The following is a 23,333-nucleotide window of genomic DNA, read 5'->3' on the forward strand; positions in this document are numbered from 1 at the left end:
GTGAGCCCGAAGCGCAAGCGAGGCCGGGTGATCCTGCCACGCGTGCACGCCTCGGCTCGCGCCTCGGGCTGCCAATCCTGAACGCCGAACCGGGAACGGCGTGCGGGAGTCACTGCCCCCTCACCCCCGACCCCTCTCCCCCAAAAGGGGGCGAGGGGGGGACGCGGCTTTGAAGCGGCGGCCGCGGGCAGCCGTCGGCTGCGGGGGATCGGGCAGGGAGGAGAACCGTCGGCGACCGCCGTACCCTGTGCGGTCGCCGTCCGCCTTCCGCCCTCCGTCTTTCAAAACCATGCTCGGATTCGTCTCCGCGATCCTGCCGGATCACGACCTCGCCGGCGTGTTCGAAGTCGCCGCCCGGCTGAACTACGACTGCGTCGAATTGATGTGCTGGCCGCCCGCCGGCGGGGAGCGGCGCCGCTACGCCGGCACCGCCCACGTGCAGGCCGAGGGGTTTTCGAAGGCCGACGCGGCGGAGGTGTTAAAACTCGCCGCGGACCACGGCGTGACGATCGGCGGGCTGGGCTATTATCCGAACCCGCTGGACCCCGACGCGGACGCCGCCCGAACCGCCGTCGCCCACTTGGAGCGGGTCATCGACGCGGCGGCGTTATTAGAAGTCTCCGTCGTCAATACGTTCGTCGGCCGCGACCCCGCCAAGCGGGTCGAGGAGAACTGGCCGCGGTTCCTGGAGGTCTTCGCCCCGCTGGTCGCCCGGGCGGCGGAGCGGGGGGTCAATCTGGCGATCGAAAACTGCCCGATGAGCTTCGGCAAGGACGAGTGGCCCGGCGGCAAGAACCTCGCGTATAGCCCCGCGATCTGGCGGCGGATGTTTGAGGACCTGCCGGACGACTGCTTCGGCCTCAATTACGACCCGTCGCACCTGATGTTCATGGGGCTGGACCCGTACGCCCCGATTCAACAGTTCGGCGACCGCATTCATCACGCCCACGCCAAGGACGTGCGGATCGACCGGGCGGCCCGGCAGGAGTTCGCCCCGCTGGAGGACCCGGAACGCTACCACACCCCCAAACTGCCCGGCTTCGGCGAGATGAACTGGGGCCGCTTCGCCGGATTATTATATGAAGTCGGCTACCGCGGTCCGGTCGCCGTGGAGGTGGAGGACCGGGCCTTCGAGGGCAGCGACGCCGACGTGGAGTTGGCCTTGAAAATCAGCCGCGACGTCCTGCGGCCCTTCTGGCCGCGGTGACGCCGCCACGGGACTTCACGGTTTTTTTGTACAGTGTACGCTTGACGGCCTGTTCTCGCACGGCAAGGTGATCGCTCCGCGCCCGGGCCGGCTTCGGACCGGGCTTTCCCGTTCACAAGAACCCCCACGATGTCTGACGCCGTTGCGCCCAACCCGGTCGGCTGGTTTGAGATTTACGTCGACGACCTCGACCGGGCCGTCGCGTTCTATGAGACGACGTTCGGCGTGACGCTGGAATCGCTGGACGCCCCGGACACAGGCGGCCCGCCGCTGGCGATGAAGACGTTCCCGATGTCGATGAAGGGCCGCGGCGCCGCCGGGGCGCTGGTCAAGATGGAGGGCGTCGGCCCCGGCCCCGGCGGCACGCTGATCTATTTCTCCTGCGAGGACTGCGCCGTGGAGGCCGCCCGTGCCGCCGACGCCGGCGGGGCGATCCAGCAGGAAAAGATGGCGATCGGCCCGTACGGCCACATCGCCGTGGTGAAGGACACCGAAGGCAACCTGATCGGGTTGCACTCGCAGCAGTAACGATGCCCGACGACGCCCCCGACCCGCTCGCCGCCCGGACCGCGGCCGCCCTGTGCGAGGCCGTCGCGGCCGGGGCGACGCCGAAGTATCTGTGCTTCTGGGGCCACACCGCCCCGGCGGGGGCCGCAGTCGGGTCGACCTGTTTGAGCCAGTGGTTCCCCGCCGCGTTCACGGTCGACGGCGTGAGCTACCCCACCGCCGAGCACTGGATGATGGCGGAGAAGGCCCGGCTGTTCGGCGACGACGCGGCGGTGGACCGCGTTCTCGCCGCGACGCATCCGGGCGCCGCGAAGCGGGTCGGACGGGAGGTTCGCGGCTACGACGATGCGGCGTGGGCTGCGGCCCGGTTCGACGTGGTGGTGCGGGGCAACGCGGCGAAGTTCGCCCAGCACGCGGAACTTGCCACGTTCCTGCGGACGACCGCCGCCCGGGTCTTGGTCGAGGCGAGCCCGCGGGACCGCATCTGGGGCATCGGCCTGACGGCTGACGACGACCGCGCGGCCGACCCGTTTCTCTGGCGGGGCGAGAACCTGCTGGGGTTCGCCTTGATGGAGGTGCGGGACGGCTTGGCGGCCGATTGAACGTCGTCGACGGCCGCCGGCCGCACGCATGCGGTGGGGCCGGGGCGTCGGTACGCTGCGGGCATGTCCGATGCGCCCGCCCCGTCCCGGTCCGCTCCGCCGCAGTCGCAGGGAACCGCGAAGCCGAAGGGCTCGGCGCCGGCGGCGGTGCAGTTTCTGGCCCGGTTCGCCCGCAGTCCGCGGACCGTGGGGGCCGTGCTGCCCAGCAGTCGGTTCCTCGCGGAGGCGATGCTCGACAGCGTGAACTGGGATGCCGCCGAGTGCGTGCTGGAGTTCGGCCCCGGCACCGGGCCGTTCACCCGGTTCGTGCCGGACCGCCTCAAGCCGGACGCCCGCTTTCTGGCCGTCGAGCGCGATCCGGCCTTCGTGGCTCGGCTGCAACGCGAGTTGCCGCACGTCGACGTGGCCCACGCGGACGTCACCGACGCGGCGGGCGAACTGAAACGCCGCGACCTCGGCCCCGCCGACGCGATCCTCTGCGGCCTGCCCTGGGCGGCGTTCCCGCCGGAGCTGCAGAACCGCCTGATGACCGCCACGCTGGACTGCCTCAAACCCGGCGGCTCCTTCGCCACCTTCGCCTACGTGCAGGGCGCCCTGCTGCCCGCCGGGCGGCGGTTCCGGGCGCTGCTGGACGAACGCTTCAGCCACGTCGGGGCCTCGCCGGTCGTCTGGCGCAACGCCCCGCCGGCGTTCGTGTATCGCTGCGTGAAGTAGGGCGAGCAGGCGGTCGCGTCGACGATTGAGCCCGGAGCGCAAGCTCCGGCTGTGCGTCGTTCGACCTTTTCAGTCGGCTGCGCCGACGGCCGGAGTTCGCGCTCCGGGCTCAGCCACGGGATCTAACCCCAGCCGTGGGGTTCGTCGGCGGCGAGGGCGGCGAGCAGTTCCTCCCGCGTCATCAGCGAGCGTCCGCGGATGCCGTGGCGGCGGGCCAGATCGTACAGCTCCCGCGTGGACAGCTCGGTGGGGTTCGGCGGGTCGGTCATGGGAGCCGGGGCCGGCGGGGGAGCGCCCATGCGGGAAGCCGTGGAGGACGTCGCCGGGGCGGGCGCAGCGGGGACGTCGTTGGAGCGGGGCGGAGCCGGCCGCGGGGACGTGGAACGGGGCGAAACCGGGCGGGCGGGGGCGATCGTCCGCGGACCGGACCGGCTGACGGCGGCGGGCGGGGCGACGGGCATCCTGTGACCGGGGCGGGGCATGAACCCGGAGGATCGCCCCGCAGCGACGCCTCGGCGGAGGAAACCTCCTTGGCGGAGGGACCCTGAGAGGGCGTGCGCGAACTGCGGAGATCTCCGGGGAGAAGACCCAATGAATACTGCAAATCTCAGGCCGTTCTTCCGGTTCCGCCGCGATGACGAGCCGCGAGGCCGCGAAACCCGCACGACGGGGTCAGGCAGGACAGGCGGCGCCGACGCTCAGGGACCCCGGCCGCCCGCCGCCGAACGTTCGCCGCCCGGTCCGGTCGCTCGGCAACCAGCGCCCGCCGCCAGGGCAGGAGACGCCTCGCTGCTCAGCGCCCGTTTCCCAACGCCCGTTTCCGCACCCGTTCCCCCCGCATCCTGTCCCCCTGAACCGGACGGCGCTCAGAAACGGTCCGTCCCGGGGCCTTCCTGATGGAACGCTGGTGTATCCACGCTTTCTCCCGCCGCGGTCTCCCTTAGTCTGTCGTCAAACCTTCGTCGCCCGCTCCCCGCGACCGCGGCGGTCCCCTTCCCGCTCCCCGGCCCCCCCCGGCTCTCACAATGACTCCCCGAGCGTTTCACAGCGGCTCCTCGCCGGGGGCGTCCGGCGGCGCCTCCGGCACGGCTCGTTCGGTGATGATCGTGGACGATCACCCGGTCGTCCGGCAGGGCCTGCGTCTGTTGCTCGACCGCGAGCCGGACCTGCACGTCGTCGCCGAGGCCGACGGCGTCACCGAGGCCTTCACCCGCTTCAAGGAGGTCCGCCCGGACCTGGTCATCATCGACCTCTCCCTGAAGGACGGTAGCGGCATTGAGTTGATCAAGGAGATCCACGCCTCTGAGCCGGACACGCACATGCTGGTCAGCAGCATGCACGACGAGAGCCTGTTCGCCGAGCGCGTCCTCCGGGCCGGCGCCAAGGGGTTCATCTCCAAGCAGGAAGCGACCGGCAGCATCGTCGAGGCCGCCCGCCAGGTGCTCGGCGGCCGGGTCTACCTCAGCCCGGCGATGAGCGACCAGATGCTGCATCGCCTCGTCAGCAACGACGACGACGCCGTCGACAAGAGCCCGATCGAAAGCCTCTCCGACCGGGAGTTGGAGGTCTTCGAGATGATCGGCCAGGGTCTGACGACCCGCCAGATCGCCGCCAAGCTGGACCTCTCCCCCAAGACGGTCGAAACGTATCGGGAGAACATCAAGAGCAAGCTCTCCCTCGCCAACGGCACCGCCCTGACCCGGCACGCCGTCCAGTGGTTGCTGGAAAACACCTGAGCCGCGTTCGCGGAAGCGCCAAGGACCAAGAGACAAGAACCAAAGCCGGCCGGCGAGCGGGGGGCGTCAGCCCCCTGAGCGTGGTTCGACTCGGGACGATGGGGCATCGTGCAGAAATCCGACCGCCTCGCCGCTGAGATCGTCGCCCTCTGCATGAGCGACGACGATGCGTGGCCTCTGGAGACCTTGCTGGCGGATCTGTGGGCGACGGGCGAGGCGGACCGGCACCGGGACGCCCTGTTCGACGTTCTCGAGCGGCGCCCGCTGGCCGACGACCATGCGAGCAACACGCTCAGGCGCTGGCTCGAAATCCTCCCCGGCGGGGGTCAAGCCCTCGTCGCGTCCGCTCGCCGTCGCCCGTCTCTCATGACGACGCGGATGCTGAACCGCTTCCTCAACGGCGGGATCGCGTCGATCGAGGGGACGTCGCTCCTCGACCTGCTGGGAGAGGTGAGGGACGACCCGACTGTCCCCGGGGAGGTGCGTGAGGAAGCCGCCGACTGCTTGGCCTGGCAACAAGAGCGAACGGCGACGGGCGGGTCGGAGAGCGTCGTTGAAGTCGACTGAGCCGCCCGAGCGTCCCGCCCGGCGACGAATGCCGGGGGCCGTCGCTCAAACGGCTCCCCCCGCGTTCCGGCTCCGTTTGCGGCGCTGAACTGCGTCGCCGTAGCGTCCGGCGTTCGCCCTCGCCCCGTACGGTTCCGCTCTGATGACGATTCGCCCGCTCGTCGCCCTTCTCGTCGGCGCGACCTGGGGGGCGGTCGCGGCTCCCGGCGGGGAGCCGCTGAAGGTGTTCATCCTCGCCGGGCAGTCCAACATGCAGGGGCACGCCGCCGTCGAGACGTTCGACGGGATGGCCCTCAACCCGGACGCCGCCCCGCTCTTGGAAAAACTCCGCGGGCCGGACGGGGAGCCCATCGTGCTGGAGGACGTGCGGATCTCCTCGGTCGGGGGGAACCGCGACGAAACCCTTGTCAGCGCCGGCCCGCTGACCGCCGGCTTCGGGGCGGAGGGCCGCGGGGCGAAGATCGGCCCGGAGTTGTCGTTCGGCGTCACTATGCACGAACTGCTGGGCGAGCCGATCCTGCTCATCAAAACCGCTTGGGGCGGCAAGAGCCTGCACACCGACTTCCGCCCGCCCTCCGCCGGCCCCCGCACCCTGACCGAGGGCGAACTCAAACGGGCCGAAGAGCGCAGCGAAGACCCCGCCGCCCTCCAGGCCGAACTGAACGACCGCAGCGGCGCCTACTACCGCAAGATGCTGTCCCACGTGCACGCGGCGCTGGCCGACGTGGACGAGTTGCACCCCGCCCACGATCCGGCGGACGGGTACGAACTGGCCGGCTTCGTCTGGTTCCAGGGCTGGAACGACATGGTCGCCGGCGACCAGTACCCCAGCCGCGGCGAGCCCGGCGGGTACGACGAGTACAGCCGGCTGCTGGCGACCTTCATCCGCGACGTGCGCAAGGACCTGGGCGCCCCGGAGTTGCCGTTCGTGATCGGCGTGCTGGGCGTGGGCGGCCCGGTCGCGGACTACCGCTCGGACCAGCAGCGGTACGCGGCGACGCACACCCACTTCCGCGACGCGATGGCCGCCCCGGCCGCCCTCCTGGAGTTCCAAGGCAACGTGGCCGTCGTGCGGACCGAGGAGTACTGGGACGCCGCGGTCGCCGATCTGGTGCACCGCCGCAACCGCCTGAACGGCGAGCGAAACCGCATGGCCAAAGCCGTGAAGGCCGGCGACATGACCCCCGCCGAGGCCGACGCCGCCCAAGAGGCGCTGCCCGACGCCCTCACCCCGGCGGAGGAGGCCCGGCTGGAGGCCAGCGTCTCCAACGCGGAGTACCACTACCTCGGCTCCGCCACGATCCTCGGCCGCATCGGCGAAGCCTTCGCGAAGGCGAACGCGACCCTACTGAAGTCGGCAGGCGACGGCCGGTAAGGCGCTTCTCCGTAGGGCGTCACGCCCTCTGTGAGCCCGAAGCGCAAGCGAGGATCGGAGCCGTCTACCCTCGCTTGCGCTTCGGACTCATTGGGAAGGCCCGCCCGCCTCAGTACGTCCACTCCGAGATCACCCCCGCGACGAAGCGGTCGGACTCGAACAGGGGGTTTTCCGAATCGAACCGCTGGTAGTTCGCCACCGCGGCGACGCTCAGCCGGGGGGTGAACCACTTTCGGAGCTCGCCGCCGGCGCGATAGATCACCTCGTCGCGGCTGGGTTCGAACTCGAAGCGGTCGTAGTGGCGATAGCCCAGGCCGCCGCTGAGGGTCAGGTCCAGCGTGGGGACGATCGGGATCACCGCCTGCCCGGACAGGCCGCCGCCGAGGTAGGCGTAGTCGCTGCCGGTCGCGTCCAGACGGTCGAAATCCACGGCCAGCCGCACGCCGGAGAGGTGCCGCATCCCGACGAGCCACTCCCGGGCGACGCCGGCGGCGTAGGTCACGCCGTCGGCGCTGGTGACTTCGGGGAGGATGCCGTCGGATTCGAAGTCGGCCTGGTCGACGGCCAGATAGCCGACGGCGGCGCCGCCGTCGTTCCGCAGGTGGGTCAGCCGGCCGACCAGGCCGTGCCGCTGCGAGAACGTCTCCCCGTCGAACTGGTCGAGGGTGAAGCGATATTCCAACCGCGGCACCAGGGCGCCGTCGGCCCAGGGGACGGCCCATTCGGAGTACAGCCCGGGCGTGAAGCTGCGGAGGTTCAGGGCGGAGAACTCCCCCTCGTTCAGCGTGAACCGGGTGGAGGAGAGCGCCCCGGCCGCCCAGCCGTCGCCCTTGGCGAGGGCGTATTCCGCATCCCCGCCGAGGAAGAATTGAAAACTCTCCCGGTCGCCGGGGGCGAGTTGCCGGGAGGTCGGCGCCAGGGCGACGTTGCTGTCGTACAGCAGGCCGGTTTCGAGCCGGAGCGACAGCGGCAGGCCGTCCGGCAGCAGGCTGGGGAAGAAGCCGTCGGCGATCGGTTCGTCGAGAAACGGCGCCGGGGCGGGGGGGCCGGGGAACTCGCGGATCTCGAAGCCGGCGGGCGTCACGCCGGCGTCGGCGGAGCCGTTCGCGAACACGTCGGGAATCGGTGTGACGGCCGGTTCGGCGGCGACCTCGGGGGGCAGTTCGGCGAGGCGGGCCGCGGCGTCGGCGGCGTAGTCGCTGTCCGGGGCGAGGCGGATCGTTTCCCGCCAGTGGGACGCGGCGCCGGCGTCGTCGCCGAGGGCGTGCAGGGCCCGGCCGAGGTCAAACCGGGCCGCCCCGCCCAGCGGGTCCAGCGCCGCCGCCGCCCGCAGGCGCTCCGCGGCCTCCTCCGCCCGATCCGCGTCGAGCAGGGCCCGGCCGTAGAGGCGCTGGGCGGTGGCGTCCTGCGGCGCGGCGGCCGCCTTCTTCGCCAGGTAGTCCACCATCGCCGGCGGGGGCGGCGCCGCGACCGCCGCGGTCGGCGTCCCCGCCGCGAGCCCGCCCGCCGCCAGCCACGCCGCCGCCCAGACGAGCGGGGGGAAGACGGGCCGCGGGGCGGGACGACGGTGCATACGGCTCGCCCCGGCTCTGCGGGCGTCGGGAGGGAATGGTCCCGGGAAGACGCCTCCGGAACGCATGACGACGGGCGCGGCAACGGCGGCCCGAGGCGGAACTAGATGCGAACGACGGATCGGTCAAGACCTGCCCGACGGCCCGAACCGGTCTGGACCGTCGGCCGCGACGCGTGTTATCGCCCCCGCGTTCGCCGCCGCTCCAGACGCCGCGCTTCCAGCGCCGTCTCGCGGCCTCAGCCCTTCTCACACGGAAGAACGCCATGCGTTCCAAGTCCCTCCACGGCCTGATCGCGGCCGCCGTCATGGCCGCCGGCGCCGCCGAACTGTCGGCCGCCCCGCAGCTTGGCAGCTCGGTCGATCGGGCGCTCCAGAGCCGCGGCCGCCTGCTCGGCGCCGGCCGGGTCAACGCCACGGCAAGCGGCGCCGCCGGGGCGACCGCCGCCGGAACCGGCGCCGGGGCGGCCGCCTCCGGCGGGGCCGCGGCCGGCGGGGCCCTCGGCGGCAGCGGGGCCCTCGGCGGCAGCGGGGCCCTCGGCGGCAGCGGGGCCCTCGGCGGCAGCGGGGCCCTCGGCGGCAGCGGGGCCCTCGGCGGCAGCGGGGCCCTCGGCGGCAGCGGGGCCCTCGGCGGCAGCGGGGCCCTCGGCGGCAGCGGGGCCCTCGGCGGCAGCGGGGCCCTCGGCGGCAGCGGGGCCCTCGGCGGCGGCGGGGCCCTCGGCGGCGGCGGGGCCCTCGGCGGCGGCGGGGCCCTCGGCGGCGGCGGAGCCCTCGGCGGCGGCGTGCTGGGCGGCAGCGGGGCACTGGGCGGCGGGGCCGCCGGCCGCGTCACCCCGCAGACCGGCGCCGGACGCGTGGGACGCGACCTCCGCGGCGGGCTGGGCCTCGGCGTGCATAGCGGCGCCGAACTTGGCGGCGGCGCCGCCCTCGGCCGCGGCGGCGTGCTGGGCGATGCCGGCCTGCTGAGCCACGGCGCCGCGGGCCAAGGCGGCGCTGGCGCCGTGCTGGGCGCCGGCGCTGGGCTGGGCACTGGTGCCGGCGCTGGGCTGGGCGCCGGCGCCGGGCTGGGCGTGGGCGTCTCCGCCGACGCTTCCGCACAGGCCGGCGCCCGCGGGAGCCGCCAAGGCTCCGGCGCCGTGATCGGCAGCAACGGCGTGCTGAACGGCGGCGTGAATGGCGAGATGGCCGGCTCCCTTGAGGCCGGCTCCGTGGGCGTCGACGCCCGCCTCGGCCGCACCGGTGCCGACGCCGGCGCCCGGTTCGAACTCTCCCGGGCCGAACTCATCCTCTCCCACCGCCTCGCCCAGATCGACCGCGCCCGGGACCAGGCGATCGCCTCCGGCAAGACCGAGGTTCTGGTCCAGTGCGATCGGCTGGAAGCGATCGCCCGCGCCCAGTACGACCAGCGGACCCGCGTCGAGACGCAGGTCGAAGGCGCCGCCGAGGGCGCCGTCGGCGTCGGCGGGATGATCGGCGCCGCCGCGTCCGCGACCGCCGCGGGCTCCGCCCAGGGCGGGACCTCCCTGCCGGGCCGTCGCCTCCCGCAGCCCCGGCCGGAACCGATGCCCTCCGTGATCGTGCCGGTCGGCGGCGTGCAGGGCGAACTGAGCGGCGAGGTCACGGCGGACGGTTCCCTCTCCGCCTTCCCCACGCGGCCGACCGCTCCCGCCACGCCCGCTCCGGCTCCCGTCGAACCCCAGCCCGCCGTCTCCGGCGAGACGGCCGCCGCCGGCGAAGCCGCCGCGTCCGGCGAGACCGCCCCGATTAAGAACTGACGCCGCCGCGTCCCTCGTGACGCGTCTCCGTCGTTCGTCCCACCGCCGCCCCGGTCGCAGGGTTCCCCCCGCGGCCGGGGCGGCATTGCGTTTGACGCTCTTTGGCAGCCCGAGGCGCACGCCGAGGCGCACGCCGAGGCGGGATGACGTTCGCCGCCTCACCCGGCCTCGGCTCGCGCCTCGGGCTGCCGTCCTGGCTGAGCGGCCGGAGCCGATCTTCAGTTCTCCGACCGCGCACGCAAACAGGGCGGCGGGACGTGGTCCCGCCGCCCTGCGGCACTGCGTCTGAAGACCAACCCGGAGGGTCAGTCGTCCTTGTCCTCGCCCGCCGGGACGGACGGCGTTTCCGGCGCCGCCGGGGCGGGGGTCTCCGGCGCCTCAGCCGCCGGCGGCGTCTCCGGAGCGGCCGGCGTCGACGGGGCGGCCGGCGTCGACGGGGCGGCCGGCGTCGACGGGGCGGACGGCGTTTCCGGGGCAGACGGGGTCTCCGGGGCGGAGGGCGTCGAGGGGGTGGACGGCGTCGAGGGGGCCTGCGGGGCGGCGCTCGGTCCGCCCCCGTTCCCCCGACCGCCGCCGCGGTTCCCCGGTCCGCCCGCATTGCCGCGGCCCGGATTGCCCGGGGCGCCGGCATTGCCGCGGCCCGGGGCGTCCGCGTTACCGCGGCCCGGGGCGTCCGCGTTACCGCGGCCCGGGGCGTCCGCGTTACCGCGGCCCGGGGCGTCCGCGTTACCGCGGCCCGGGGCGTCCGCGTTGCCGCGACCCGGGGCGTCGGGGGCGCCGGCGTTGCCGCGGTTCATCTCACCGCTGCGTCCGCCCGCGTCGCCGGGCCGGTCGGGCCGGCGATCGGCGCCGCGATTGCCGCGGCCGGGGTTCTCGGCGCCGGGTTGAGCGCCGGGCTGGCCGCCGGGTTGAGCGCCGGGTTGGCCGTCGGCGCCCAGGCCGGGGGGAGTGCGGTCGAACGGGCCGCGGCGACCTTGGCCGGCGTTCTCGTTGCCGGCGTCCGGTTGACCGGCGCGGAACGGCGGCGGCACGTCGCGGCCGCCGCGATCCTCGTTCATCCCCGGGCGGTCGCCGCGATCCCCGAGCCCCGGCGCGTCGTCGCCACGATCGCCGAGTCCCGGCGCGTCGTCGCCACGGTTGCCGAGCCCCGGCCGATCGTCGCCACGGTCGCCACGTCCCGGCGCGTCGTCGCCACGATTGCCGAGTCCCGGCCGATCGCCGCGTTCGCCGTCGCGGCCGAAGACGTCGCGGGGGTTGAACCCGCGGCCGGGTTCGCGGCGGTCCGCCCCGGCGTTCTCGCCGGGAGCGGCGTCGCCGGGGGCGGCGTCGCCGCCCGGCTGGGGCGGCTCGGGCAGATCCGGCCGGCCGTTGCCGCGGCCCGGTTGATTGTCGCCGCGGTTGCCGAAGTTGGGACGGGCGGTGACCCGATCGTCCGCGTCGGCGGCGTTCTCAGCGGCGTTCTCCGCGGCGTTCGCCAACTCGCCCAGATTCAGCTGACGGTCCCGGGCCTGTTCGGCGACGTTCTCCAGGCGTTCGCCCTGCGTGTCGACGGCGGCTTCGAGTCGCTCCAACTGGCTCCGCTGACGGGTGAGGTCGCGGAAGACGTCGCGGCTCCGCACGGCGCGTTCAATCCGAGGTTGGTCCACGTTGACCAGTCGGCCGAAGCCGCCGAACCGAGCGTCGGCCCCCCGGGCGCCCACGTTGGCGCCGGCGTTGAGGTCGCTGAGGGTGACGGCGAAGTCCGCGAACGTGGAGGCCTGACCGCTGCCGGCGCCGACGTTCACGGCGTTGGCGAAGGCGGCGTAGGTCCGCGGCGGGCGGGCCCGTTCGTTCCGCTGATAGAACGTGCTCCAGGTCTGCAACCGCTCGACGAGGTTCACGTCACGCCGGGCGTAGTTCCAGCGGTAGTAGGTCAGCAGCGGATCGGAGTAGCCGTAGCCGTACTGCGGGGACGCCAGGGCGTACCAGGGCAGCAGCGTGGCGTTCCGGCGCCCGCCGTAGCCGAACCCGTCGAACTGCGCGGTGTTGTAGTAGTCGCCGTAGTAGTAGTGCTGATACCGCGGGGAGACGAACAGGGTGGTAACCAGCAGTTCCGGGTTCACCACGACGCTCGGCACGTAGCGGGTGCGGCTCACGTAGGTGGGGCCGAAGGTCGCCGGGGCGAACAGCAGGCCGCGGCGCTCCAGCGGGAAGTCCCAGTAACCCGCGACGAACACGCAGCCGTAGGGGGTCCATTCGTAATGGTCGGGAATCCAGACGTACTCCTCCTGGGCCGGCGCCCAGAAGCCGGGCCGCCAGCGGTAGCCGCGGGCGGCGTCGTCAGCGGCCCAGACCCAGCAGCCGGGCACGTAGAAGTAGTCGCCCTCCGGGGCGGGGGCGCTGGGGCCGCGTTCGAGGGTTTCCGGCGGGTAGGGCAGGTAGCTAACGCTTTCCGTCCGGGTGTCCGCCCAGAAGCCGCTCACCCACTGGTAGCCGCCCTGGGAACCGTCGCTCGCCTCGGCCCAGTAGCCGGGCACCCAGCTGCGGCCGGCGGGAACGTCCCGCCACATGCCGCTGATCCACAGGTAATCCTGCTCATCGACCTCCCAGCCCCAGTAGCCGGGAATCCATTCGACGTTGTCGCCTTCCGGCCGCTGATCCGGCGGGACCTCGTCGATCGGGCCGGGGGGTTGGCGTTCGACGATCAGCCCGGGCTCCGGCTGCTCCGCGTAGGGCCGGGCGAACGCCTCGTGCAGCGGGCCGCGGGTAAGGATTTCCTCGGCGCCCTGCTGATCGAACCCCTGCTGCCCTGCTTGGCCGCCGTTCCCCGGCGCCGTGAGGTTCGGGGGGGTCTGCGGCAGGTCCGGGAGCAGCGGGTCCTGCCCGTGGGCGGACCCCGGCCCATGAGCGGCCCAGGGGAGGAGCAGGAGCGCGGCGGCGCCCCAGGATCGGCGGATGTGCATGGTGAGCGTTCTGTGTCGAAGGAAGGGTTGCGAGATCGGCGAGAGCCGAGGCGCTGAAGTTAGAGCGCGTCCGCAGTCATCTGGCGGCGGACGCCCGCGCGGCGCGATCGGGAGAACTCGCACCACCGCCCCGGGGCGAAGAACCGGCCGCCGCCCCGCCGCCGACCGCCTCGCCTCGCGCACAGAACGACCCGGCCGCGGGAACGCGGCCGGGTCGCGGAGCAGTCAGGTCGTCGCCGTGACGACGTCGGACTGGTTACAGGATCGGGCCGGTTACGGCGTCGGGCCGGTCAGCCATTTGCGGAGGGCGTTCAGGGCCGTGGCGGCGGCGGCGGCGAGGGCCCCGCCCAGGGCGGCGCCGGTCTCCAGGTTCGGCAGGACCTCCGTGCTGAGGTACGCCAGAATCGCCCCGCCGGCCGCCAGCGCGGCGCCGCGGAGGATCTTCAGCCCGTCCGCCGCGTTCAGGCGGAAACGCGGGGAGGGGACGGTCGCTGTGGTGTTCATGGGATCGGTCGCTTTGGAAAGAAGGCGGAGGGGGGAGGGCGGAAGGCGGAAGGGGAGACGACGGTCGGGGGGCTGCGGGGCGACGCTTGCGCGTCCCCTCCGCCCTCCGCCATCCCCCTTCCGAAATCGATTCAGCCGCCGAGGACCTTGGTGACGAACGCGGTGTCCGTGGCGGAGACGCCGCCGAAGTAGCGGGCCTTCACCCGCAGGGCGACGTCCCGCTCGAACGCCGCCGGGCCGTCGCTGCGCTGCAGGAACGTCTGCACGGGCCAGACCTCCGTCCACACGAACTGCTTGCGGAAGTCGCCCAGGTACCAGTCCCGCCGGCCCTCGGCGCCCAGTTCGTCCAGGAAGGGGCTCGACAGCACCTCCAACCGCCGGTGCGGGTTGCCGGAGACGGTCGTGGTCCCGTCGACCGTGCGGCGGATCTCCGTGGCCTCGACGATGCCGCGGGCCGTGCCGGCTAGGCTCTCCGGCACGAGGACCTGCGTCGCCGGGGCGAGGATCGGGCGGCGCTGACCGTCGACTCTGTCGTCCAGAACTTCCGTCGCCCGGTAGCCGCGGGCGGCGTCCAGGGCGGCCCAGTCGTCCAGCGGCAGGGCGCTCGCGTGGGTCGGGCTGGTCGTGTTCGCGGGGCCGATCAGATTTCGGTTCGAGCCGTCCGCGGCGTACAGCGTTTCGCCCACGCCGCCGGGGCGATAGACCGGCTTGCCGGGCTCCGCGTCGGCGACGGCCCGCACGATCGTCCGCTCGCGCTCCTGCCGCAGCCCCTCGCCCAACCGGACGGCCCGGCGGAAGACTTCGCCGGTCTGGTCGAAGGCGATCAGCTCCTCTGTGACGGAGAGAATGCGGCCCTGTTTGCTCTCCTCCGAGGTGACGAACTTCTCCGCGAAGGTGCTCTCCTCGTACTTGTGACCCTCGGGGATCGTCGTGGGGCTGGCGGTGGCGGTGAAGCCGGCGATCTTCGCCCCCCGCCCGGTCGCCTTCACGACCGTGACCAGCGCATCGCCGATCAGCCCCGCGGCCGCGTCGTAGCCCTCGGCCACCTTGCGGGCCAGCAGTTCGGCGGTGACGACGCGGAACAGATCCGTGCGGGCGCCGGGGGCGTGCTCGCTCAGCAGGGCGACCGGCGCCCGGTCCGGGCCGGCGGCGGCCTCGCGGAGCGCGGCGAGCCCGTCGCTCACGCCGCGATCGCCCGGTCCCCCGAACGACGGGCTGCCGAAGATCCCGCAGGCCTCGGCGAGGCGGCGGAGGCTGAAGTCGTCGGGGGTCAGCGTGCCGGCGGTCAGCAGGTCGCGGGTCTTCTCGTAGAAGGCGGCGGGGCCGAGGGAATCGATCAACCCGGCCAGGTCGGTGCGTTGCATGGAGAAACCTCTGTCTGAGAGATGAGAAGGGGGAACAGGACGGCGCCGCAGCGCGGTCAGCTGGGGCCGAGCGCCTTGGTGGTGTTGGCGGCGGGGCTGTAGACGGAGGCGAACGCGGCCCGGACGACGGGGGCGTCCGCGGCGGCGGTCTCCAGCGCCAGCCCCACCGCCGAGGCCCGGCTGCCCGTCGGGGCGAGCAGGTCGTCGGACAGCTCGCCACCGGCGTCGGCCGGCGCCAGCCCCGCGCCGAACGCGCACCCGCCCGCCTCCAGCGCGGGGGCGTAGACGGCCAGCGGGCTGAGATCCACGGAGACCATCTGGCTCACGCCGGCCTCCGCGGCGGAGTGGGCCACGCCCAGGAACACCTCCGCGAACACGCTGCGGGTCGCGTCGACGTCGCCCGCCCAGGGCGTGCCGGAGGGCGGACGGATCGCCGACCCGAACAGCCCCACCAACATGCCGGGGCGGATCGTGAACGCGGGATCGCTCGGAACCCGCACCAACTGCGTCGGGCCGGTGCGGTAGGACAAAACGGACATGATCAAAACTCTTTCGTGGAGAGTAAAAGGCTGGGAAATGACGGGGGACGCCGGGAGAGGAGCCGCCGGATCAGGCGCCGCGGACGGCCCGGACGAGTAGGGCGCCGCGGTCCGGTCCGGTCGCCGCGGGCCGCGACCGGCTCACGGGGCCGCGGGGCCAGACGTCGGCGGAGGGGTCGTCCGGCGGGCGGACGATGCGGAGCCGCTCCAGCACGGCGACGCGGTCCTCGGCGAGGGCGCGGCGCTCGGCGTCGGTCGCGGCGGCGGCCAGGGCCCGCCGGAACGTCGGCGTCGCCGCCCAGCCCGGCAGGCCGACCTCCTCGATTGCCGCGTCCGCCGCCGCCTGCGCCGTGCGTTCCCGCCGCAAACGGGCGACCTCGGCCTGAGCTTCCGCCAGTTCCTCGCGGAGTTGCTGCGAGTCCGTGTCTCCCGTGTTGTCTCCCGATTTGGGAGACAGTGACTCCCGCAGCCGGGAGACGGTCGCGGGGAAGGCGACGGCGTCGACGGAGAGCACCTCGCGGATCGCGGTCACGGCGGAGCCGTCGGCGGTGCGTTCGGCGAGCACCACGTGGCTCATCCCCACCCGCGGGGCGGCGCCGGCGGCGTCGCCGGCCGCCAGGGCGAGGAAGGTGCGGCCGGCGTCGGTGTCCAACGCGGCCACGTCGCCCCGCAGTCGGCCCTCCTCGAACCGCACGGCCCTCACGCTGCCGACGTAGTCCCGGGCGCTGCGGCCGCGGTCCGCGGGGCGGCCGGTCGGGGCGGCCGGGGCGTGGTCGAGGAAGACCGGCGCCCCCTCGTACAGCGGGGCGGCGGCCCGCAGGACCGCTTCGGGGTAGGCGTAGCCGTTGCGGGAGGTCGTCCCGCACAGGGCCACGCCGCGGACCACGCGGGCGGCGGCGTCGATCGCCTCGCCGGTCGGGCGCCAGTCGGCGATCCGTTCGGTCAGCGGTTCGGGACTCCGATCGGAATCGGGCGGTTTGGATTCGGTCGCAGGTTCGATCACGGGTTTGCTCGGTCGGATTCGCTCGGGGGCGGGCCGCTTCAAGATGCGACCTCTACCTAAGGCGGCCCCGGGACCTGTTTTGTCCGAAGCGGCTGCACCTCAATGGGTTACGGCTCCCAATCCGCCCGCCCCCGCCGGACGCAGGCGTCCGGCCGGGCGCGGTTCGGTTGCGGGGCGAAGCGCGGTTCACGCAGAGTCCGGGGTCCCGCGTCGCCGTTCGTCGCCGCTTCCCCCCAAGCCCGAGGCCTCCCGTGCGCCCTCCGCTCTGCTCCGCCCTGGCCGCCCTCGCCCTGCTGACGGGAGGCCTCTCCGTCGGCTGTTCCCCAGCCCCGGACGCCGCGACGACGGACGACGAGGCGTTCGAGGACGAGGACGCCCCGTACGCTCCGCCGGAAGAGTTCAGCGCCTTCGTGGGCGACTTCGGGGATTACTCCTGGGTCGTGCTGTTCGCGCAGGCCCCGATGGACGCGGTCTCCGAGGCGTACGGCAAAACCGTCGGGCAAAGCGTGACCGAGAACGTGCCGGTGACGGCGACGGACGAGGCGATGTACGGCCCCTCCGGCACGATCGCCCAGGTGAAGGGCAGCGACTGGGTGCAGGTCTGCCACCGCGTCGGGGTGTGGGAGGACTTCGACGCGGCGGCGTTCGCCGAGACGTTGAACGCCCCCGTGCTCATCTTTCAGGGGGAGGACACCAGCGGGTCGGTCTCCTTGGAGCGGCACGCCCCCGGCGAGCCGGTGCAGACGTTCCTGACCTCCGACGACCGCGACCTGACGCAGGAGCACGCCGACTCGATCGGCGCCGATCCCCCGCCGGCGGACGCGGAGATCGTGGAGGACTACGACGCGGCGCTGGCCTCGCTGGGCGTCGTGCCGGTGCGGCTGATGATCGGCGCCCCCGCCGCCGGGCAGGATTACCCGGACGGCACCGGCGGCGTGATTGCCCCCGAAGCCGAAGCGGCCAAGTTGGAACGCGTCGACGCGACGCCGGCCCCGCTGAACTAGGCGACGGGAGGGCGACGCGGCTTGCTCTTGATCGAGCCTCGCCCGCCCCGGGGGCGGCCCGGCCACGTCGCCTCGAAGACAAAGTCTCGAGCGAGCCGACCCCGGCCACCCGTCAGCAAAGAATCACCGACCCGTCCCGTCACCCCGGCCACCCGCCCGCTCGCGGAACATTTGCGATAACCGGGCCGCCGCGGTTAGTCCTCCATCTGAAAACGTGACTACGCTGCTCCGCGTTCACTGCTTGGTTCTGCAGTACTGTCAGACGGTGTAAACAGCCAAGTTGGCGAAAGCACTCTCTGGATGAGCGGCATGTCGGTTTTGTCTGTTGCATTTACAATTTCGAGCGTAACGGAGTGCCAATTGCCGTCGTCGATAATTGTGATCAAATCGCCGTAAGCATCCGAGTGTCGCCGGACGTATCCATAGAGACTTGCGTTTGTCTCAGTGCGAAGATCGACGCATTGAAACCGGTGCTGCTGATCAGCAAAGCCGTAGTTGTAGTAGTCACCAAGCTGCGCCTTGACGCGAGCGATTACGGGCCCGTCCGAACCGAGCGCAAGATAAGTTTTTACCGGCACACTCCAATAGCCCACTGTGGCTTCCCATTCAACCAAGACGCGGCGGTCGTGGATATACACATAGACCACGCACTGCTGCCGGTCTTCTCCTGCGGCCACTTCGACGAGGACTCGCCATTGGTCGTCGTCCATTTGATCCATCCCTAGAACTTGCACCTTGTCTACATTGCGTCGCACCTGCTCACCGTAGTATTTTTGAATGGTCCTTTTGAGCCGATCGCCGCCCGTCGTGAGTGGAGCTCGATCCCGAAAGGGGGTATTGAAGTACGTATAGAGGACGCGTTCGACTTCGGGCACGCAGCTGGTGTACGGCAGGGTCGATATGTCGAGATGGGAGCCCGTCATGAATACGGGAACGTCAGAATCAGGCAACGAGTTGAGGTCGAGAGCGGTACAACCGAGAGCGAACGCCGTACGATAGTTAGTGCCCGCAAAAACAGCGTCGTAGAAAGCCACGGCAAATTTTGCCGCAGAGTGATCACCGACGGCGGATCGCATCCCAATTACGTAGTCGATTTCGTCGCGGATCGCATCGGCTTGGATCTTTGAATAGCAGGCATTCAGCACGACACATTTCAGATCGTCTTTGAAATGGTGAAATAGTTTGGCGAGCGGCGCAGCATCTGCGAGATGTGTGTTGCCGTTTTCATCTTCAAAGCAAAGGCCGCCCAAGCCGCTCCCGTGGCCAGAGAAATGAACGACAGAGGGGCGGTAATCCAACATTGCCCTTCGCAGATCATCTACTGTCGCGGCTTCATTACTTTCGATCGTCCAATTCTCTCGATTTCTCGAACGCTGGAGCGAGTGTCGAATGTCGCGGAACTCGGCCCCCAGCCGCAGGCGGTCCTGATCCAATGGGCCGGCCGATAACATGAGTACGATAGGCATCGTGTGAGTTCGTTTTCTTGCTGCAAGACGAATGTTTCCTCCGATCCGGCGCGTGAAAACGTGCGCACGTTTTCACGCGCCGGATCGGACGCGGTTTACGTGGGGCGGGCCGCAGGAGGTGGGGGCAGGCCGGCTGGAGAACGCGCCGCGGGCCGGGGGGCGATTTGCCGGCGTTTCCATCTCATCCCGCCCCCGACGGCCGGTCAAGCGGCGGTCCGACCGCTCGGCAGGGCGGCCGCCTCTCACCGCGTGAGGAACGCCTCGGTGAGGGCGGTGGCGAGTTGGGTAACGGCGCTGGTCAAGGCGGCGCCGGCGGGGGGGAGGTCGGCGACGTCGGCGGGCGGCAGGGCGGCGGGGTCGCGGCCGGCGGCGAGGGCGTCGTCCACGTGGGCGCTGGCGGCCTGCTCCGCGGCACCGGCGGCGGCCTTCGCCCGGTCCCCGCCCACCGTGGCGCAGATCCCCTTGAGCGTGTGGGCCGCCACCCGGGCGGCCTCCGCGTCGCCGGTCTCGGCGGCCTCCTGGAAGGTGCGGCACAGCGGGGGGGCGTCCTCGGCGAACAGCCCGGCGACCTCCGCCAGCAGCCCGCTGTCCCCGCCCATCCGGGCCAGCGCCGCGGCCCGGTCGAAGATCGCCGGCGCGTCCTCGTCCTCGTCGAGAACGGCCATGTCCACGGTGGAGGTTCCCGCGCCGGGGTCGTTCAGAACTCCCAATGACGGGTCCGAGTCCGGCAGGTCGGCGGCGGCGGCGAGGGCGGCCCGATCCGTCTTGCCGTGCGCGGCGGCCGTGCGGCGGGCGCGGCGGGCGTGCCGTTCGAGGGTGCCGATCAGCTCGTGCACGTCGATCGGCTTGGAGAGGTAGCCGTCCATCCCCGCCGCCAGGCAGCGCTCCCGGTCGCCCTTGAGCGCGTGGGCGGTGAGGGCCAGCACGGGGGTGCGGGGCAGGTCGCGGGCCTCCTCGATCCGTCGCAGTTCCGAGGTGGCCCGCAGGCCGTCGAGCACCGGCATCTGCACGTCCATCAGGACCGCGTCGAACCCGCCCCGGCGGCCGCCGACGGCCCGGGCGTGCACGGGCGCCTTGCCGGCGGCGGTGCGGTCGGCGGCCTGATCCAGAGCCCGGGTGAAGGTCTCCACGCCGGCCCGGCCGTTCACCGCGACGGTCACCTTGTGGCCGCGTTTGGTCAGCACCGCGGTGATCACCTTGCGGTTGGCGGCGGTGTCCTCCACCAGCAGGATCCGCAGCCGGGCGGCCTGGGCGGCGGGGGTGACGGAGCGGGGGCGGTCGCCCTCGGATTCGTGAATCGGCTCCGCGCCCAGCGCCGCGACGATGGTGTCCAGCAGTTCGCTGCGGGCGATGGGCTTCTCCACCGTGCCGGCGACGCCGGGGGCGTCCAGTTCGGCGCGGCGGCGGCGGCGGCCGTCGGCGGTGACCAGCACCACGCCCGCCCCGCCCGCCGCCGCCGCCTCGGCCACCAGCCCCGGGTAAGCGTTCGCCTCGGCGTCCCAGTTCGCCGCGGCGGTTTTCGAGGCGCCCGTCTTCGAGGACCCCGGCTTGGCGTCGGTCGGGGCGCCGTTCGGTCGTCCGTTGGTCCGTCCGCTCGAACGGCCGCCGGCCCGGCGGGGGGCGGAGGGCAGGCCGGCGAGGGCGGCGTCGGCCAGCACCAGCGGGAAGGCGTGGCCCTCGGCGGCGGCGGCGGCGACCAGTTCGTGCGCCTCTTGCGCGGTGGCGGCGGTGACGGGCGCCATCTGCCAGCTTTCCAGCGCCTCGCAGAGCAGGCGGCGGTTCTCCGGGCTGGCGTCCACCACCAGCACCGGCAGGCCGCGCAGCCGGGGGGCGAGGTCCTGGGGCACGTCCGCGACGGTGCCCTCCCGCGACACCGAGCCCGGGTCCGCCGCCGGCAGCGTCAGGGCGACGTGAAACGTCGTGCCGGTCGCCGGCACGCCGTCGGCGGTCCGCCGGGCGCCCTCGGGCAGGTCGTCGTCGGAGACGCTTTCCAGCCAGACGGTGCCGCCCATCAACCGGACCAGCCGGTGCGTGATGGACAGCCCCAGCCCCGTCCCGCCGTGCTTGCGGGTGGAGGTGCTGTCCGCCTGGGCGAACGGCTGGAAGACGCGCTCCCGGTCGGCGGCGGCGATGCCGGGGCCGGTGTCCTGCACGGTGACGTGCAACCGCACCGGCTCCCCGAGCGCCGGCTCCCGGTCCGCGGACTCCGAGCCGTCGCGCCTCGAGCCGTCGGGAGCGTCCCGTTCGATCCGCACCGCGACGCGGCCGCGGTCGGTGAACTTCACCGCGTTGCCAGTCAGGTTGGTGAGGATCTGCCGCAGGCGGACCGGGTCGCCGGTGAGAGCCTCCGGCACGCCCCGGCCGACCGAGCCGGTCAGTTCCAGCCCCTTGCGGTCGGCGACCGGGGCGAGGCTGCGGACCGTCTCCTCCACCACCTCCCGGGGGGAGAAGGGCGTGGGGTCCAGCTCGAACCGGCGGCTCTCGATCCGGGAGAAGTCCAGGATCTCGTTCAGCAGCGCCAGCAGGTGGTCGGCGCTCTCCCGCACCGTGCCCAGCCAGTCCAGCACGTGCGGGGGCAGCGGCTCGTCGGCGGCCAGCTCCGTGAACCCCAGGATCGCGCTCATGGGCGTGCGGAGTTCGTGCGAGACGTTCGCCAGGAACTCCGTTTTCGCCCGGCTGGCCTGCTCCGCCCGGCTGGTGGCGCGTTCCAGCTCCTCGGCGGCCCGCTTCTGCTCCGTGATGTCCCGGGCCACGAACGCCGCCCCCACTACTCGGCCGGCGGCGTCCCGCACCGGGCCCACGGTCAGGCTAACGTCGATCCGCACCCCGTCCGCCCGCACCCGCTTCGTCTGGAACTGCTCCACGCGGCGGCCCGCGGCGGCGGTGGCCATCAGGCGGCGATCCTCCTCGGCCAGCTCCGGCGGGACGATGCCCAGCTCCGGGGCGGACTTGCCCAGGGCCCGGTCGGCGGGGTGGCCGTACATGCGGACCGCCCCCTCGTTCCAGGTTTGCAGCACCCCGCGGAGGTCCTTGGAGGTGACGGCGTCCGGCGTGGCGCGAACGATCTCCGCCAGGCGGTTGCGGTCCTGTTCGCGGCGGCGGCGGGCGGTCACGTCCCGGGTGAAGCACCGCAGCACCGGGCCGACGAACAGCCCGCCCCCGGTTTCGTCCGCCTCGTCGTCGCCGTTCCCCGAGTGCGTGGGGCGGTTGGGCGCCTCGCCGGGGCCGGGCGGGGCGGGGGGGCGGCGGGCGTCCGCGTCGATCAGCAGGGTGCGGATCTCGCCCCCGGCTCGACCGCCCTCCTCGCCCGAGAGCCCCGGCGGCGACCCGGCGCCGGGGCCGGCGGTGAGGAAGTCCGCCTCATGTCCCAGCAGCGGCCGGCCGGAGCGGGCCGCCGCCAGCAGCGGGCCGCTGCCGCGGCCGTTCGGGGCGAACAACTCCGCGATCGGCCGTCCCGCCAGCGCCCCCGGGGAGCGGCCCAGCGAATGGGCGAAGGCCCGGTTCGAGCGGCGGATCGTGCCGTCCGGTTCCAGCAACACGATGCCGGCGGCGGCGGTCTCGAACAGGTCGTCCAGATCGTCCTCCCGGGCGGCCAACCGTGCCGCGGTACGGGTTTGCGTCAACGCGGCGGCGACCTGCCGCCCCACCGCCGCCGCGACCGCCCCGGACCGGGCCGCCTCGGCGACGCTCTCCTCAGTTCCCTCGCCGGTGCCCCCGTCGGCTCCGTCGGCCCTCTCGGCCGGCGCCTCCGGCGGGAGATGGACGGTGAAGAACTCACACACCGCCGCGACCGCCCCGTCGACGATCAGCGGCACCGCGTACGCCCCCCGCAGCCCCGCGTCCGCCAGCGCCGCCCGAATCGGCCCCGGCCCGTCGGCGTTCGCCCCCTTGGCGTTCGGCCCGGCTTCAGTCGCTCCCCCCGGCTCTCCCGCCAGCGCCCGCCAGACGGGGCGGGCGGCGGCGAAGGCGCGGCCGGCGGCGGTGGGGGCCTGCGGACCGCTCCCGCCCGGCAACGGACCGGGGCCCAGCGTGTCCAGCAACCCGGCCAGCGCCGGCCCCTCGTCCGTCCGGGCCGCCGCCGCCGCGAGGTGCCAGATGTTCGTGTCCCGCAGCCCCGGCCCCTGGCCGCCGCTCCCGCCGGGTTCCGGCAGGACGACGTGGCCCAGCGGCCAGCCGGTCAGTTCGCAGATCAGTTCGACGCCGGCCTCCAGCGCCGCCTCCGGGGAGTCGGCACAGGCGGCGAGGTCCGCGGCCCGGGCCAGCGCCGCGGCGAATCGGTCCCCCGGCCCGGCCGCCTCGGCGGGACGGCCGGGGAAACGGTCGGCGGGGGGCGCGGGATCGGTCACGAGCAGCGCGATTGTCTGCGCCTCGCCCGCCGAGAACAGCGTGCGAGGAGGTCCGGGGAAGTTCGCCCCGGGTTTCTCGCACGTTTCGATTGGAAATTCCCCGTCGGCGGCC

At 73.0% G+C, this 23,333-nt stretch carries 19 protein-coding genes; 10 read left to right on the forward strand and 9 right to left on the reverse strand.

Features of this window, described 5'->3' with window-relative positions; genetic code table 11:
* Positions 1-289: 289 nt before the first annotated feature.
* From CA12_RS05940 to CA12_RS05955, 4 genes are all read left to right on the forward strand, one after another.
* Positions 290-1,207 (forward strand): sugar phosphate isomerase/epimerase family protein, encoded by a 918-nt coding sequence (locus CA12_RS05940; RefSeq protein WP_145357949.1) that lies wholly within the window; start codon positions 290-292, stop codon positions 1,205-1,207.
* Between the two features lie 129 nt (positions 1,208-1,336).
* Complete coding sequence (locus CA12_RS05945) at positions 1,337-1,735, forward strand: VOC family protein (RefSeq protein WP_145357950.1); 399 nt, start codon at positions 1,337-1,339, stop codon at positions 1,733-1,735.
* A gap of 2 nt (positions 1,736-1,737) precedes the next feature.
* Positions 1,738-2,316 carry an NADAR family protein gene (locus tag CA12_RS05950; RefSeq protein WP_145357951.1) on the forward strand — a complete coding sequence of 193 codons (579 nt, stop codon included), beginning with the start codon at positions 1,738-1,740 and terminating at the stop codon, positions 2,314-2,316.
* Positions 2,317-2,379: 63 nt separating this feature from the next.
* A complete protein-coding gene (locus CA12_RS05955; protein ID WP_145357952.1) occupies positions 2,380-3,030 on the forward strand; it encodes a class I SAM-dependent methyltransferase in 651 nt (216 codons plus the stop codon).
* A gap of 122 nt (positions 3,031-3,152) precedes the next feature.
* Here the strand turns inward: CA12_RS05955 and CA12_RS21905 are convergent, their stop codons facing one another.
* Positions 3,153-3,329 (reverse strand): Rho termination factor N-terminal domain-containing protein, encoded by a 177-nt coding sequence (locus CA12_RS21905; RefSeq protein ID WP_207622154.1) that lies wholly within the window; start codon positions 3,327-3,329, stop codon positions 3,153-3,155.
* Between CA12_RS21905 and CA12_RS21910 the strand changes: the two genes are divergently transcribed.
* The 4 genes from CA12_RS21910 to CA12_RS05970 all read left to right on the forward strand — a co-directional run bounded on the left by CA12_RS21910 (position 3,328) and on the right by CA12_RS05970 (position 6,708).
* Complete coding sequence (locus CA12_RS21910) at positions 3,328-3,498, forward strand: hypothetical protein (protein ID WP_207622155.1); 171 nt, start codon at positions 3,328-3,330, stop codon at positions 3,496-3,498. The two genes, CA12_RS21905 and CA12_RS21910, sit on opposite strands and share 2 nt — an antisense overlap.
* Before the next feature lie 557 nt (positions 3,499-4,055).
* Positions 4,056-4,766, forward strand: coding sequence for a response regulator (locus tag CA12_RS05960; RefSeq protein ID WP_145357953.1), 711 nt, complete (start codon positions 4,056-4,058; stop codon positions 4,764-4,766).
* Between the two features lie 108 nt (positions 4,767-4,874).
* Positions 4,875-5,333: a hypothetical protein gene (locus CA12_RS05965; RefSeq protein WP_145357954.1), complete on the forward strand. Its 459-nt coding sequence runs from the start codon at positions 4,875-4,877 to the stop codon at positions 5,331-5,333.
* Between the two features lie 142 nt (positions 5,334-5,475).
* Positions 5,476-6,708, forward strand: a complete 1,233-nt coding sequence (locus tag CA12_RS05970) for a sialate O-acetylesterase (protein ID WP_145357955.1) — start codon at positions 5,476-5,478, stop codon at positions 6,706-6,708.
* A 109-nt stretch (positions 6,709-6,817) separates the two neighbouring features.
* On the opposite strand, the gene CA12_RS05975 is transcribed toward CA12_RS05970, so the two are convergent.
* Positions 6,818-8,281: a hypothetical protein gene (locus CA12_RS05975; protein ID WP_145357956.1), complete on the reverse strand. Its 1,464-nt coding sequence runs from the start codon at positions 8,279-8,281 to the stop codon at positions 6,818-6,820.
* Positions 8,282-8,544: 263 nt separating this feature from the next.
* Between CA12_RS05975 and CA12_RS21915 the strand changes: the two genes are divergently transcribed.
* The gene (locus CA12_RS21915; RefSeq protein WP_165700587.1) at positions 8,545-10,053 is read left to right on the forward strand and encodes a hypothetical protein; all 1,509 of its coding nucleotides are present in this window, start codon (positions 8,545-8,547) and stop codon (positions 10,051-10,053) included.
* 305 nt (positions 10,054-10,358) lie between these two features.
* Here CA12_RS21915 and CA12_RS22740 read toward each other — a convergent pair whose 3' ends face one another.
* The 5 genes from CA12_RS22740 to CA12_RS06005 form a co-directional block, all read right to left on the reverse strand.
* Positions 10,359-12,995 carry a YXWGXW repeat-containing protein gene (locus CA12_RS22740; protein WP_145357957.1) on the reverse strand — a complete coding sequence of 879 codons (2,637 nt, stop codon included), beginning with the start codon at positions 12,993-12,995 and terminating at the stop codon, positions 10,359-10,361.
* Positions 12,996-13,268: 273 nt separating this feature from the next.
* Positions 13,269-13,499, reverse strand: a complete 231-nt coding sequence (locus CA12_RS05990) for a hypothetical protein (RefSeq protein ID WP_145357958.1) — start codon at positions 13,497-13,499, stop codon at positions 13,269-13,271.
* Between the two features lie 131 nt (positions 13,500-13,630).
* Complete coding sequence (locus CA12_RS05995) at positions 13,631-14,863, reverse strand: phage major capsid protein (protein ID WP_145357959.1); 1,233 nt, start codon at positions 14,861-14,863, stop codon at positions 13,631-13,633.
* Positions 14,864-14,919: 56 nt separating this feature from the next.
* A complete protein-coding gene (locus CA12_RS06000) occupies positions 14,920-15,402 on the reverse strand; it encodes a hypothetical protein (protein WP_145357960.1) in 483 nt (160 codons plus the stop codon).
* Between the two features lie 70 nt (positions 15,403-15,472).
* Positions 15,473-16,405 carry a hypothetical protein gene (locus CA12_RS06005; RefSeq protein WP_145357961.1) on the reverse strand — a complete coding sequence of 311 codons (933 nt, stop codon included), beginning with the start codon at positions 16,403-16,405 and terminating at the stop codon, positions 15,473-15,475.
* Between the two features lie 251 nt (positions 16,406-16,656).
* On the opposite strand from CA12_RS06005, the gene CA12_RS06010 reads away from it, so the two are divergent.
* Entirely contained in the window at positions 16,657-17,409 is a 753-nt protein-coding gene (locus CA12_RS06010; RefSeq protein ID WP_145357962.1) for a hypothetical protein, read from the forward strand.
* Positions 17,410-17,627: 218 nt separating this feature from the next.
* Here the strand turns inward: CA12_RS06010 and CA12_RS06015 are convergent, their stop codons facing one another.
* Together CA12_RS06015 and CA12_RS06020 are read right to left on the reverse strand one after the other, a co-directional pair.
* Positions 17,628-18,875, reverse strand: a complete 1,248-nt coding sequence (locus CA12_RS06015; protein WP_145357963.1) for a CHAT domain-containing protein — start codon at positions 18,873-18,875, stop codon at positions 17,628-17,630.
* A gap of 242 nt (positions 18,876-19,117) precedes the next feature.
* Complete coding sequence (locus tag CA12_RS06020; RefSeq protein ID WP_145357964.1) at positions 19,118-23,221, reverse strand: PAS domain S-box protein; 4,104 nt, start codon at positions 23,219-23,221, stop codon at positions 19,118-19,120.
* Positions 23,222-23,333 lie beyond the last annotated feature (112 nt).

Origin of the sequence: Alienimonas californiensis (genome assembly GCF_007743815.1) — a bacterium.
In the GTDB taxonomy this organism is placed as follows: domain Bacteria; phylum Planctomycetota; class Planctomycetia; order Planctomycetales; family Planctomycetaceae; genus Alienimonas; species Alienimonas californiensis.

Excerpts from the sequence above, each read along its gene's own strand:
- CA12_RS05950 (WP_145357951.1), top strand. The coding sequence starts at position 1,738 with ATGCCCGACGACGCCCCCGACCCGCTCGCCGCCCGGACCGCGGCCGCC.
- CA12_RS06000 (WP_145357960.1), bottom strand. The coding sequence starts at position 15,402 with ATGTCCGTTTTGTCCTACCGCACCGGCCCGACGCAGTTGGTGCGGGTT.
- CA12_RS05940 (WP_145357949.1), top strand. The coding sequence starts at position 290 with ATGCTCGGATTCGTCTCCGCGATCCTGCCGGATCACGACCTCGCCGGC.
- CA12_RS21910 (WP_207622155.1), top strand. The coding sequence starts at position 3,328 with ATGCGGGAAGCCGTGGAGGACGTCGCCGGGGCGGGCGCAGCGGGGACG.
- CA12_RS22740 (WP_145357957.1), bottom strand. The coding sequence starts at position 12,995 with ATGCACATCCGCCGATCCTGGGGCGCCGCCGCGCTCCTGCTCCTCCCC.
- CA12_RS05995 (WP_145357959.1), bottom strand. The coding sequence starts at position 14,863 with ATGCAACGCACCGACCTGGCCGGGTTGATCGATTCCCTCGGCCCCGCC.
- CA12_RS05960 (WP_145357953.1), top strand. The coding sequence starts at position 4,056 with ATGACTCCCCGAGCGTTTCACAGCGGCTCCTCGCCGGGGGCGTCCGGC.
- CA12_RS05945 (WP_145357950.1), top strand. The coding sequence starts at position 1,337 with ATGTCTGACGCCGTTGCGCCCAACCCGGTCGGCTGGTTTGAGATTTAC.
- CA12_RS05990 (WP_145357958.1), bottom strand. The coding sequence starts at position 13,499 with ATGAACACCACAGCGACCGTCCCCTCCCCGCGTTTCCGCCTGAACGCG.
- CA12_RS05975 (WP_145357956.1), bottom strand. The coding sequence starts at position 8,281 with ATGCACCGTCGTCCCGCCCCGCGGCCCGTCTTCCCCCCGCTCGTCTGG.
- CA12_RS05970 (WP_145357955.1), top strand. The coding sequence starts at position 5,476 with ATGACGATTCGCCCGCTCGTCGCCCTTCTCGTCGGCGCGACCTGGGGG.
- CA12_RS21915 (WP_165700587.1), top strand. The coding sequence starts at position 8,545 with ATGCGTTCCAAGTCCCTCCACGGCCTGATCGCGGCCGCCGTCATGGCC.
- CA12_RS06015 (WP_145357963.1), bottom strand. The coding sequence starts at position 18,875 with ATGCCTATCGTACTCATGTTATCGGCCGGCCCATTGGATCAGGACCGC.
- CA12_RS21905 (WP_207622154.1), bottom strand. The coding sequence starts at position 3,329 with ATGGGCGCTCCCCCGCCGGCCCCGGCTCCCATGACCGACCCGCCGAAC.
- CA12_RS05955 (WP_145357952.1), top strand. The coding sequence starts at position 2,380 with ATGTCCGATGCGCCCGCCCCGTCCCGGTCCGCTCCGCCGCAGTCGCAG.